Origin of the sequence: Novibacillus thermophilus (assembly GCF_002005165.1) — a bacterium.
GTDB lineage: Bacteria > Bacillota > Bacilli > Thermoactinomycetales > Novibacillaceae > Novibacillus > Novibacillus thermophilus.
The window spans coordinates 2,999,321-3,011,596 of sequence record NZ_CP019699.1; the positions used below are offsets into that span (position 1 = coordinate 2,999,321).

General features: G+C 49.5%; 11 protein-coding genes and 1 pseudogene. 1 reads left to right on the forward strand and 11 read right to left on the reverse strand.

From position 1 onward, the window contains the following. Nucleotides 1–37: 37 nt before the first annotated feature. A complete protein-coding gene (lexA, locus tag B0W44_RS14610; protein ID WP_077720665.1) occupies nucleotides 38–658 on the forward strand; it encodes a transcriptional repressor LexA in 621 nt (206 codons plus the stop codon). Here lexA and B0W44_RS14615 read toward each other — a convergent pair. The 11 genes and pseudogenes from B0W44_RS14615 to hfq form a co-directional block, all read right to left on the reverse strand. Then, nucleotides 652–2,787: a heavy metal translocating P-type ATPase gene (locus B0W44_RS14615; protein ID WP_077720666.1), complete on the reverse strand. Its 2,136-nt coding sequence runs from the start codon at nucleotides 2,785–2,787 to the stop codon at nucleotides 652–654. The two genes, lexA and B0W44_RS14615, sit on opposite strands and share 7 nt — an antisense overlap. 279 nt (nucleotides 2,788–3,066) lie before the next feature. Further along, the gene (glnA, locus tag B0W44_RS14620; RefSeq protein ID WP_077720667.1) at nucleotides 3,067–4,401 is read right to left on the reverse strand and encodes a type I glutamate--ammonia ligase; all 1,335 of its coding nucleotides are present in this window, start codon (nucleotides 4,399–4,401) and stop codon (nucleotides 3,067–3,069) included. Between the two features lie 66 nt (nucleotides 4,402–4,467). Further along, nucleotides 4,468–4,950, reverse strand: coding sequence for a DUF456 domain-containing protein (locus B0W44_RS14625; protein WP_169835609.1), 483 nt, complete (start codon nucleotides 4,948–4,950; stop codon nucleotides 4,468–4,470). Between the two features lie 500 nt (nucleotides 4,951–5,450). Then, the gene (locus B0W44_RS14630; protein ID WP_228441200.1) at nucleotides 5,451–6,365 is read right to left on the reverse strand and encodes a glycine betaine ABC transporter substrate-binding protein; all 915 of its coding nucleotides are present in this window, start codon (nucleotides 6,363–6,365) and stop codon (nucleotides 5,451–5,453) included. Nucleotides 6,366–6,696: 331 nt separating this feature from the next. Further along, nucleotides 6,697–7,510: pseudogene (locus B0W44_RS14635) on the reverse strand (phosphoenolpyruvate synthase); the annotation flags it as partial. A gap of 169 nt (nucleotides 7,511–7,679) precedes the next feature. After that, the gene (locus B0W44_RS14640) at nucleotides 7,680–7,961 is read right to left on the reverse strand and encodes a helix-turn-helix domain-containing protein (RefSeq protein ID WP_335582626.1); all 282 of its coding nucleotides are present in this window, start codon (nucleotides 7,959–7,961) and stop codon (nucleotides 7,680–7,682) included. A gap of 63 nt (nucleotides 7,962–8,024) precedes the next feature. Then, entirely contained in the window at nucleotides 8,025–8,561 is a 537-nt protein-coding gene (locus B0W44_RS14645; protein WP_077720669.1) for a cupin domain-containing protein, read from the reverse strand. 205 nt (nucleotides 8,562–8,766) lie between these two features. After that, a complete protein-coding gene (locus B0W44_RS14650) occupies nucleotides 8,767–10,020 on the reverse strand; it encodes a methionine gamma-lyase family protein (RefSeq protein ID WP_077720670.1) in 1,254 nt (417 codons plus the stop codon). A gap of 55 nt (nucleotides 10,021–10,075) precedes the next feature. Then, entirely contained in the window at nucleotides 10,076–10,903 is an 828-nt protein-coding gene (locus tag B0W44_RS14655; RefSeq protein ID WP_077720671.1) for a DNA-methyltransferase, read from the reverse strand. A 62-nt stretch (nucleotides 10,904–10,965) separates the two neighbouring features. Continuing rightward, complete coding sequence (locus tag B0W44_RS14660) at nucleotides 10,966–11,871, reverse strand: AAA family ATPase (RefSeq protein ID WP_077721432.1); 906 nt, start codon at nucleotides 11,869–11,871, stop codon at nucleotides 10,966–10,968. 145 nt (nucleotides 11,872–12,016) lie between these two features. Further along, entirely contained in the window at nucleotides 12,017–12,256 is a 240-nt protein-coding gene (gene hfq, locus B0W44_RS14665; RefSeq protein ID WP_077720672.1) for an RNA chaperone Hfq, read from the reverse strand. Between the last annotated feature and the right edge of the window lie 20 nt (nucleotides 12,257–12,276).

A 12,276-nucleotide genomic window follows, 5' to 3' on the forward strand; every position in this document is an offset into this window, starting at 1 on the left:
AAAATTGCGGTGTCTCAGCGAGGGGTGAAACGAAGTCATGACAAAATTGTCACAACGCCAAGAAGCGATTATCAATTTTATCCGTCTCCAAGTAAAAGAAAAAGGGTATCCCCCGTCTGTCCGGGAAATCGGGGAGGCCGTCGGCCTCAAGTCAAGCTCTACTGTTCACGGGCATTTGTCGCGTTTAGAAAAAAAAGGGCTCATTCGCCGCGATCCGACAAAACCCCGTGCTATCGAATTGTTGGAACACGACCCCACTTCGGAATACGATGTGGAAACTGTCAATGTGCCGTTACTCGGAAAAGTGACAGCCGGGCAGCCGATTACGGCAATTGAAAACATTGAAGACTACTACCCCCTCCCGAAAAGGATGGTCGGCGAGGAGAACAGTTCGTTTTTACTTCGAGTACAAGGCGACAGTATGATCAATGCGGGGATACACGACGGGGATTACGTCATTGTTAAAAAACAACGGACAGCCAACAACGGAGAAATCGTCGTAGCCATGACGGAAGACGATGAAGCGACAGTGAAGCGTTTTTACAAAGAGCAGAACCGCGTTCGCTTGCAACCGGAAAATGACATGATGGAGCCGATTATTCTGTCCAATGTCACCATTTTAGGAAAAGTGACGGGGCTGATGCGCACAATTCAATGAACGCCCTTACGCTTTCCAGGTTGGATGCGCAGTAACCGCATGCCGTTAGCTGTGACGAGCAAAGTCGCCCCCATATCGGCGAGAATGGCTAGCCACAAGGTCAACCAACCGGGAAACGCCATAACCGTGGCCACCGCCTTGATGACGAGGGACGACGTGATATTTTGTTTGATCACTCGTAAGGCAGAGCGGCTGAGGCGAATTGTGAAGGGCAGTCTTGATAAATCGTCTGCCATCAAAACGATGTCCGCCGTTTCTAACGTCGTGTCCGATCCAGCACCCCCCATGGCGATTCCCGACGTCGCGGCAGCCAATGCGGGTGCATCGTTGATCCCGTCTCCAACCATGGCGATTCGGTCGTAGCGTTTCTTCAGCTCCTGAATCGCCGCTACTTTTTCTTGTGGCAGAAGTTCTGATCGAACGTCGTCAACGCCGACTTCACGAGCGAAAGCTTGGGCAGTCAAACGGTCGTCGCCTGTGAGCATCACTGTTTTTTCAACGCCGATTCGCTTCAACTCACGCAAAGTGTTACGGCTCGTCTCCCGAATCCGATCAGCCACGGCGATAATCGCGATAAGTTCATGACCGTCCCCCAGCACCATAACCGTTTTCCCTTCCTGGCGGAGCTTCTGAATCTGGTTTTCCGCAGCAGCCGTTTTGAAAAGCTCTTCTTCAAACAGGCGACGGTTGCCCATCCGGTACACCCTCCCGCCTACTCTCGCTTGGGCGCCCTTTCCGGGAATCGCCTCGAAATCTTTTGCCTCTTTTAGGGGAAGGTTTCGCTCCCTCGCTGCGCGTACGACGGCTTCCGCCAGCGGGTGTTCCGACAGTTGTTCAATGCTTGCAGCCAGTGTTAACACGTCATCTTCGCCTCGACCTTTAAGCGGTACGATATCGGAGACAGCCGGTCTCCCCTCGGTTAGCGTCCCCGTTTTGTCAAAGGCGATGCCTCGGAGCCCCCCTACGTTCTCCAGGTGAATGCCTCCTTTGATCAAGACACCGTTTCGCGCCGCGTTGCCAAGGGCAGAGACGATGGCCACCGGGGTCGAGACGACCAAGGCACATGGACACGCCACGATCAACAGTGCCAAGGCATTGTAAATCCAAGGCTGCCAGGGAGCTCCGAACAATAGCGGCGGAAAGAGGCCGATGCCCACAGCCAACGCCATCACCGCCGGTGTGTACACTTTGGCAAAACGATCGACGAATTTTTGGGAGGGGGCACGCTGCTCCTGCGCCTCTTCCACTAACGTAATCATTTTTGACAGAGTCGTATCCTCTGTTAATTTTGTCACTTCAACCTCAATCGCCCCAGATGTGTTCAACGATCCAGCAAACACCTCATCCCCTGGTTCCTTGTCTACCGGTACCGATTCGCCGGTGATGGGCGCCTCGTTGACGGCAGTCTGTCCTTTGACGATTTTTCCGTCCATAGCGATTTTCTCTCCCGGACGGACAATCATCGTATCCCCGACTCGTACGTCTTCCACGTTCGTGACCTGTTCCACGCCGTTTCGACGGATACTCGCCCGTCTAGGGGCCATCTCCATCAAGGAACGGATGGAGCGGCGGGCCCGTTCCATGCTGAAGGCTTCCAGTGATTCACTCACGCCGAACAAAAAGGCCACGACAGCAGCCTCGGCCCAATAGCCGATCGCCAGTGCTCCACTCACCGCTACCGCCATCAGAGTGTTCATATTGAAGTCCAGTCGCAACAAACTGGGGATACCCTTTTTAAACGTTTCCCACCCCCCTAGGGCGGTAGCTGCAACATACAGACTGATGTACAGTGCTGCAGAAGTTCCCAGCATTTGACACCAAAATGCGGCGATCATGAGCAACAGTGAAAAAGCGATGAGCCCAATGGCTCGGCTCTTTTTCCAGAAAGGTGTTTCCCTCTCCTCTTCAACGGCTACCTTGATGTTGTCAAAGGCGCCCAACGTCTCCACTTCTTCAATACTTAAGGGCCTGCCGACGACTGTCAATTTGGATGCGCCGAAATTAACTTTAGCATCGACAACGCCACTCGATTGCTTCACTTTTTCCTCAAATTTGGCGGCACAATCGGCGCAAGACAGATTAGCCAACCTGTAGGTATGCTGATCGTGCTGTCTTTCCAACAGTCTCATCTCCCCTGTAGCTCAACACAATGACTACAGCTAAAAGTGTATATCTGAAAAGTAAAATAGTCAAATGGTTGTTTGATTGTAAAATTCATATCTGCACACTGAGACGAAAAAAAGGGGGCGCCCCCCTCCGTTATCGGTACGTCATCATCTGCGCTTTTGACACTCACCGTTTGAACGTCAAATCTTTCTCTTTAAGCCTCATGGCTCAGCCAATTACACTGGTTGCCGTAACACCTTCTCCAGTACAAGAAGCTGGCAAAATTGAATGCCCGGACGATCTTAATAATTTTGCAAGTACTGCTCTCGCTCCCACGGGTGAACTTGCGTGCGAAACATGTCCCATTCAATTTCTTTCGCTTCGAGGAAATGTTTCAGAGCGTGCTCACCTAGAGCGTCGCAAATAACAGGATTTTGTTTCAATTCCTCTAACGCTTCATGTAATGAGGACGGCAATACTTCAATGCCTTCATTAATCCGATCTGATTCCTCCATCATGTAAATGTTGCGATCGATCGGGTCCGGTGCTATCAGCTTATTTTTTATTCCATCCAAGCCGGCTTTTAGCATCACGGCCAACGCTAAATAAGGATTAGTCGATGGATCGGGGCAGCGCACTTCTACGCGTGTGCTCAGTCCGCGCGAAGCCGGAATGCGGATCAAAGGGCTGCGGTTCTGAAACGACCAGGCAACGTAAACCGGTGCTTCGTAACCTGGCACCAATCGCTTGTACGAATTGACGAGCGGATTCGTAATCGCCACCCAGGCGCGGGCGTGTTTCAACAACCCGGCGATGTACTGGCGGGCGATCTCGCTCAACCCGTTCTCGTCATGTTCATCGTAAAAGGCGTTTTCAGAACCGCGGAACAGCGACTGGTGTGTGTGCATCCCGGACCCGTTCACGCCGTGCAGCGGTTTAGGCATAAAGGTAGCGTGCAACCCGTGGCGCCGGGAAACGTTTCTGACGACGAGTTCGAACAATTGAATGTTGTCAGCCGTCTGGACGGCATCTGCGTATTGGAAGTCTATCTCGTGCTGACCCGGGGCCACTTCGTGGTGCGAGGCTTCCATTTTAAACCCCATTTGATCCAATGTCAGCACAATGTCGCGGCGGCAGTTTTCTCCCAAGTCCACTGGGGCCAAGTCGAAGTAGCCGCCTCTGTCGTTCAAATCCAGGGTCGGATTGCCGGATTCATCGGTTTTAAACAAGAAAAACTCCGGTTCCGGCCCGACGTTAAACGCCGTAAACCCTAGATCGTTCGCTTCTTTCAACACTTTTTTTAAAATACTGCGCGGATCTCCTGCAAACGGTTGGCCGTCCGGTGTGTAAACGTCACATATGAGACCGGCTACTTTTCCTCCGTTCGCATCCCACGGGAAGATGACCCAACTGTTCGGATCCGGATGTAAATACATATCAGATTCTTCGATGCGCACGAATCCTTCAATAGAAGACCCGTCAAACATTAATTTGTTGTCCAAAGCCTTCGTCAGCTGACGGCGTGGAATCTCGACGTTTTTAACCCTGCCTAACAAGTCTGTAAACATGAGGCGGATATACCGTACATCGTTTTCTTCCACTGACTTTAAAATGTCGTCTCGACTCAATTTTCCCATATACCGGCTCCCTTCCAAAAAATGAATGTATCCTCAAATGCATCACGGAAAACATCAAACAATCCCTCATCCAAGGGCACGCCACAAGAACCAAACGACGAGGGCGCACATGATCAACCCTTTTACGAGAATTCCTCCCAAAAATCCTGCAATGGTGCCCAAGCCAATTTTAAGTGAGTCGACAAGCGTTTTTCTCAGCAACCATTCGGTAACGACCACGGCCAGAAACGGCCCGACGATGAGTCCAATAGGTCCCAGGATAAAAGGAAAAATGACAACGCCTAATGCAGCACTGACCACTGACCATTTCGAAGCTCCGTATTTTTGCGCACCCATCCCGCTTGCTATGTAATCAACGGCGATGACGACAACTGTGAGAATTCCTGCCGTCCACCAGAAAGATGCGGTCAACACGTCACCGTTAATGAAAAAATGGTAGACGAGAAAGCCGGCAAGAAGGAGCAGCGCGTCGGGAAGAACCGGCACGACAAGACCAGCAAACCCGAGCAAGAGTAAAACAGCAACAACGATCCACAACAAAACCGTCACACCTTGACCTCCTCCCTCTACTGTCATTTCCACTACGTCGAATGGACATCACTGCTGAAATGATGTTAATCATTATAACATTTTTAACGTGTGATAAACGATTTTCTGACCCATTTGAGCAGAATAGCCCTCACCTGTTTCACTATCTAAAGCTGACTACACTTTCGCTAACACATCCAAACGCAGTGCATCCCAAACTTCACCACGAACATTCTCCTCTATTTGGGAAATCTTCTTAAGTGGAACGTCTCTCCTTCTTTGCAAACGCAACTAAAATATTCCACATGTAGGAGATGAATCGGGTTTCGCCACCTGCAGCCGCAACGCTTGACATGATGATCCCGTTCCCCATTTCGACCGTTGCGGGTAGCATTCAACCGGTTCTTTTCATGGAAACGATATGTATGGAAGTGTTCCACAAAAAAGTGAGGAGCCTTAACTCCTATCTTTGATTCGGACGGGATGACGCAAATTAACGCCTTCCCGTCCTAGAATTACGATTATTCAACAAACCATTCTTCCACTTGATCCTGATTGTTTTCCACCCACTTGGCAGCCGCTTCTTCCGGCTCCATTCCGTCTTCCATATCAACCATAACTTCGTTCATATCATCGAGAGTCCAGTGGAAGTTATCTAACACTTTGTAAGCCCCCGGATTGTCATCTTCAAGGCCTTGCCGAACGATTGTATGAATCTCTTCGGTTTCTCCGAACACACCTTGCGGATCCTCCAAAAACTTCAGATCGAACTTTGCAAATTTCCAGTGTGGAGTCCAACCCGTTACGACAATCCACTCTTCACTGTCGTAATTTCGCTGCAACTCCGACATCATACCAGCTTCAGAACTTGTCATTAATTCAAGTTCAAGACCGTACTCGTCCGTCGCTTTTTCCGATCTCTGCATGATGCCGGCTCCAGGTTCAACTCCGACAATTTGGTTGTTAAATTTGTCTGCGTTATGGTTCAATTCTTCAATGGAATCAATCGTGACATATTCCGGTACCACAAGGCCGATTTTTGCGCCTTCGGTGTTCGGCCCTAAATCAACAAGTTGGTCTTTGAACCGTTCATAGTACTCATTATGGGTGATCGGCAGCCAAGCGGCCAGCAACACATCAGCACTTCCATCCGCTACGCCAGCCCACGACGCGGAAATGGTGGCAGTTGTCAATTCAACCGTAAATCCTCGATCTTCCATTGCTTTCTTAAGTACATGGCTACTGGCGATTTGGTCAGCCCAGTTATCGTAAACCAACGTTATGGTCCCGTTCCCGTCTTCCGCATCTTGGTCATTGTTGTTATTTGTTTCTTCAGTACTGTTTTCTCCGCTGTTATCAGTCGCACCTCCACAAGCTGCCAACACCATGCCCATCGTCACAATAAATGCTAAACTGATTAGAGTGCCTTTACGCAAAAACAATCAACTCCTCATATCCTTATACCCTATTGTGTTCACAAGTGCTGTTAGAACACAAACAGCAAAAACAGGAGTGAAACGTGTTGTAGCTATTTGTGTATCCAGTCACCATTCCTGACTTACGGAATTCGTGGAGATCTTGTCCATTGCTAATCTATGCGTGTTTTACCAAGCATCAGCTGAAAAGTGAGGAAGACTTTATCAAACGTTGAATCGGCATAGGTTTAGATGTAAAAGATATTCTAAATACCTTTCTGTTCCATTCACCCTGATCCTTCGACCATCCTTGATCAGCATCGTAGCATTTTCCACCCCGACAACGGCTGGTAGTCTTTTTGACTTTTTGTTCACCATCCGTTAATAGCTTTAATCGATCCAGTAATTCTTGTTCTTTTTTCAAAGCAACGCGTCGTCCTTGCTCAAATTGCCGATGGCTGGCATTGGGCTCAAAGTTTTTGATGTTACTGAGAATCATGGGGACAAGTGTCATTGGTTGTTCGCTCCAACGAGGTTTCGTAATATCGATTTCTCCGCTACATCGCATGCCGTATTTCTTGAGAAAATCATAGATAGCGTCTCGGTTTTCTGTCCACCAACAAACTTGACCAGTTCATCCAAAAAGTGTTCATCTTTTACATGTTGTAAATACTTAATGACTTCCGGATAAGGACGGATCGCATCGGCGACATCCAATAACGCCAGTCCCATTTCCGAAGTCATATTGTTTGGCACAGATTGAGTAAGCGTGTCTGCTGCGCTTTTTTTCACCTAACCATTTCTCCATATTTTCATTGATCCACTTTGAAGTATCCATCGCAGCCGTAATCGCCATCCATACCTTGCAGGTCAATTTGAATCGTCCGGTGACGATTTTATAAAATCTCCCCGCATGATGATGGTCATCAGGGCGTCTTTTATGAGCGGATCGGATTGTCCTAGGGTAATTAATACATTTTCTCTGCTGACAGGTGAAGCCAATTGACGTGCGACATCAACAAACAACCTGCCACCAGCTGTACGCATAGGAGCGTTCGTTGTTAACAGGTAGAAAGAAAGTCCTAACGGCTTCATAGGATCGTCATCATTTGCTGGTGGCCGACAGATACATAGACGTGGTTTTCTTGATCATTTGCTTCAGGGATGGGGTATAAAGTCGTGGCGGGCCGACTCTGGACAATATAAAAAGTATCATCAACTAAACACCATTCGAAAAGGACAGTTACCGATTATTTGTCTATCGTAACTGTCCTTTTTTGCAACTAATCTGCAACGCTCCTCTACAATTCCATTCCACCATTCATTCGACACAGTTCAAAATTGAAATTTATGTCCAACAACGTCGAGTTCCTGATTTTCAGTATTTCCACGAAATTGACCTGGTGAAAGTCCTGTATTTCGTTTAAACGCGTTATAAAAGCTAGAGGTGCTTTGATACCCTATTTGATAACCGATCTCCGTACAATTAATGACCGTCGTTAAGAGACGACTAACTCCTACCTTCGGTGCAATTTCATGTAAAGACATGTTTTGAACATAATTATTTTTTATCAACCACATAGTATCATCCAAAACAGATTCAAACGGGTCGTACATTTTTATATTTAGATCCGGTCGGCATCTTTTGCATGGCTTCTTTATTGTTGCGCTTTAATTCGTTTAATATCCACCGCCTTTAGCAGCCATGGCATCTGCTTTCGTTTCATGAACTGTACCAAATGGATGCTCAGGCGGCGCATATATCGAGTAAAGCTTAAGCGGCCTGCTTCCGGTATTGATAATATTGTGCCATTTTCCAGCAGGAACCACAATCGCATAATCGTCGCCTACCCATTCTTCAAAATCTAAATGATCCTTCGTATCCCCCATTTTTACTAACCCCTGCCCCTCTTCAATGCGTAAAAATTGATCAACATGGGGGTGAACTTCTAAACCGATGTCTTCCCCAACATCGATACTCATTAACGTCACTTGCAAATGCTTTCCAGTCCACAAAGCTGTGCGGAATGTGTTGTTTTGCTTCGCAGCCTCGTCAATATTCACGACAAACGGTTGAGATCCATAATCCCTTAAAGGAATTCTGCGACGCATTGTCTCACGAGGAATGTTCCAACAAGGGCGCCGTCCTCTCCAGTCATACGTTGGAACAAAATAACAGTAGTGGGGAAGTGGATGCGGGTGAGATAAGTGGTACATTTTTGTCATTCCCTTCTCACAGAACTGTTAGATATTTTATGCACTCGTCTAGGGTCATGTGCCGTTTGAAACGAACATCGACGCATGCCCAATCCTGTTCCGCTTTCTAACCCGCATCCTGTGATCGAGGTCAGGTCGGGGCTCGGTACAATGTTTTTCGTTTTGGTACGGAAGAATCAATGTTCTAACACGATATGCGTAGCGCTTAAAGCAACAACCCGGTAGACATCATTCTGTCCAGCGCAGAGATGAGGGCAATTTTGACGTGGGAGTAGGTCAGTCCGCCTTGCATAAAACCGGTGTACGGCGGTCTGAGGGGCCCGTCTGCGGACAACTCAATGCTCGCCCCTTGCACAAACGTTCCAGCCGCCATAATGACCGGGACTTCGTAACCGGGCATTGGACCGGGTTCCGGCAAGACGCGGGAGTCGACGGGTGAGGCGGCTTGAATCCCTTGACAAAAGGCGATGAGAAGTTCCGGAGACTCAAAATCGATTTGTTGAATCACATCGGTCCGGTCCTCATTCCACTTCGGACTCGTGCGAAATCCGAGTTCTTCCAAGACGGAAGCGGCCAGGACAGCGCCTTTCAGCGCTTCGCCGACGACGTGCGGCGCGACAAAAAAACCTTGGAAGTAGTCCCGCGTGTACCCGTACATCGCTCCGCCTTCCGTGCTGACACCCGGGGCCGTCAGGCGCCCGCCCACTTGTTCCAACAGTGACTCCTTCCCAACGATGTAACCGCCCGATTTGGCGAAACCGCCGCCAGGATTTTTAATCAGGGAACCAGCCATAATGTCGACACCGTGCTCCGTCGGCTCCGCCGTCTCCACAAACTCGCCGTAGCAGTTGTCGACAAAGACGACCACATCTCGTTTGATCCCCTTTACGAATTGCACCATGTCCGCAATCTCTTGAACCGTAAATGACGGACGTCTGCTGTAACCGCGGGACCGCTGAATGGCGACGCATTTCGTCTTGTCGTCCAATCGGCTCGCAATGCGCTCCCAGTCGGGGGCGTTATGTTTGAGGGGAACGTGTTCATAGCCGATGTTGAAGTCGGCTAACGAACCGTTTCCCCCGCCGTGTGACCCGATGACGTCCTCCAGTGTGTCATACGGCTTGCCTGTAATGTACAACAGCTTATCCCCCGGTCGCAAAATGCCGAACAGGCAAGCTGCAATGGCATGCGTTCCTGACGTAATGTGAGGGCGGACGATAGCGGCTTCCGTGTGAAACACACGGGCGTACACCGCCTCCAAAGCATCCCGCCCGCTGTCGTCGTAACCGTAACCGGTCGATTCATGAAAATGATGCTCCTGCACGTTCGCGTCTTGAAACGCTTGGAGAACGCGCTTTTGATTGTATTCCACCCGTTCTGCAATTCGCAGATAAACCGGCTGTAGTCGCTGTTCCGCCTCGTTCACGAGTCGGGTGAGTGCTGCGCGCGATCGTTCCATACGTGTCTCCTTCTACTAAAAAATCTGACGGTACTCGTATGCCACTCCCTGTCCTCTACTTCCGGGGCTTACGTCCCCTTTCCCAGAACACTTTTTCCTCCGGGAGGCTGGCCGGCTTGGTCTGAAGGGGGTCTTGACCGTATTTGATGTGATGCGCGATGCGCTCTGCCGACGTGTCCACCGCCTTGCGAGAAATGTCGCAGCCAATGAAGTGACAGTTGTGCTTTATCGCGGCAATGGCGGAACTGCCGCTGCCCACAAAAGGGTCACAAACGGTGAAATTCTCCTGTGCGCTGGCGTACAGCATCGCTTGAAACAGTTCGACCGGTTTTTGTGTCGGATAGCGGGCGTTGTGGATGCGTTTAAACCGCCACACATCAGGAAAAGAGCGGTGGCGGATGTTGCGATTGTTCCCGTTGGTGGCAAAGATGATGAACTCGTGCCTTCTCCGAAAGTAGTGCCCCATCCCCATGTTCACTTTATCCCACGTAATGACGTTTTTGACATCAAAGTACAATCTGACTAAATGACCGAGGGACAAAAGGGAGAAGGAATCGAACATAATGTACAGATGGCCTGTCTCCTTTTTTAACACACGCCTACATTCTTTTAAAAACCGAACGTAATTCTCTTCACTGTCCTCAAACTCGGTGAACCACTTTCCTTCTGCCGTCCCCTTGTCTTTATACTGGCCGACGATTCGCCCGTGCCCGAGCTGTAATTGGCTGTTCATGCCCGAATAGGCCGGGTCCGTGACGATGACGTCGACGGAGGCGTCGTCGAGCAATTGCAAAAAACGGATACAGTCTTCCTGCACAATGTGTATACGACGACCGCCGCCGTAAGAAAAGTGTCTCGTTTCCGTCGATAGGGATACATCCATCCAGTTTTTCTCCTTCGCTCCTGAACCGTTTTACAAAAGAAACCGCCATTTGGCGGCAAAGGTTAACCGAGGTACGGGCGATCGCTTGAAAACTCAAAGTCTTGAGCTTCGATTTGCATCAGTTGCTCCCGCGTCGGCTGAGGCATCTGGAAAAGGCGGCAAGCCTGACGGCGGATCGCCTTTTCCACCACGTTTCGAACTTCCCGCGCATTGCCGAAGGTGTGCCGGAACGGACTGCTGTCCTTTTTTAACAAGAACTCCCGCAACTTTTGCTTAGCTTGCGGGGCCAGGCAATACTGTCGTTCCTTAAGCATGGAATCGGCAATTTCCAACAGTTCGTTCACGGTGTAGTCGGGAAAAGACATTTGAATCGGGAAACGTGACGGCAACCCCGGATTGGAAGACAGGAAATATTCCATTTCCTGCGGGTAGCCCGCGAGTATTAAGATAAACTCGTTTTTGTAATCTTCCATGGCTTTCACGAGGGTGTCAACGGCTTCTCGGCCAAAGTCTTTTTCACCCCCCCGGGCGAGGGAGTAAGCTTCATCGATGAACAGTATGCCGCCCATCGCCTTTTTCACCCACTCCCGCGTCCGCTGTGCGGTGTGGCCGATGTATTCACCGACGAGGTCGGCACGCTCCACTTCAATCAAATGCCCTTCTGACAACACACCCATCTCGCGGAACAAACGTCCGAGAATGCGTGCGACTGTCGTTTTTCCCGTACCTGGATTGCCCTTGAACACCATGTGCAACATTTGATGTTCGCTGGGCAAACCGACCAGCTCTCTCTGTCTGCCTATTTTTAATAACGCGTATATCTCGTACACAACGTGTTTAATGTTTTTTAACCCGACGAGGCGATTTAACTCGCCCAAACAGGTTTGGAGGATGTGATCTTCCTTCGGGACGTGGTGTGTGTCCGTCAACGATGTAGCGACAGCAGCATCGTCCCGATGTGTCACCATTTTTGCTCCCTCGGATTGCTGCAACACGACTTGAATCCGATGCTGCTCACGTGTAATCACCCGCTGTGTCACGTGGTGTTCACCTCCCAATATGGACTTCACCTTACTATACGCAAGAGCCCAAAAGGAGGTGACGCCTTAACGCCTACTCGTCGCTGCTATCTTCTTGCACCAGTGACACCGGGCGACTCGGTGTAAATGTGGAGATGGCGTGTTTATAAATCATTTGTTGTTTGCCTTCGCTCTCAATCACGACGGTAAAATTGTCAAACCCTCTTATAATCCCTCGCATTTGAAATCCGTTCACTAAGTGAATAATGACCGGAACAGATTCTTTTCGGATTTGGTTCAAAAACGTGTCCTGAATGTTAATCGACTGTTTCAAGGTGAGAACCTCCTATGTAT

What these genes read in the sequence shown, in the direction of transcription:
- lexA (WP_077720665.1), top strand. Translation starts at nt 38, where the DNA reads ATGACAAAATTGTCACAACGCCAAGAAGCGATTATCAATTTTATCCGT.
- B0W44_RS14615 (WP_077720666.1), bottom strand. Translation starts at nt 2,787, where the DNA reads ATGAGACTGTTGGAAAGACAGCACGATCAGCATACCTACAGGTTGGCT.
- glnA (WP_077720667.1), bottom strand. Translation starts at nt 4,401, where the DNA reads ATGGGAAAATTGAGTCGAGACGACATTTTAAAGTCAGTGGAAGAAAAC.
- B0W44_RS14640 (WP_335582626.1), bottom strand. Translation starts at nt 7,961, where the DNA reads ATGTACGACCCGTTTGAATCTGTTTTGGATGATACTATGTGGTTGATA.
- B0W44_RS14645 (WP_077720669.1), bottom strand. Translation starts at nt 8,561, where the DNA reads ATGTACCACTTATCTCACCCGCATCCACTTCCCCACTACTGTTATTTT.
- B0W44_RS14650 (WP_077720670.1), bottom strand. Translation starts at nt 10,020, where the DNA reads ATGGAACGATCGCGCGCAGCACTCACCCGACTCGTGAACGAGGCGGAA.
- B0W44_RS14655 (WP_077720671.1), bottom strand. Translation starts at nt 10,903, where the DNA reads ATGGATGTATCCCTATCGACGGAAACGAGACACTTTTCTTACGGCGGC.
- B0W44_RS14660 (WP_077721432.1), bottom strand. Translation starts at nt 11,871, where the DNA reads ATGGTGACACATCGGGACGATGCTGCTGTCGCTACATCGTTGACGGAC.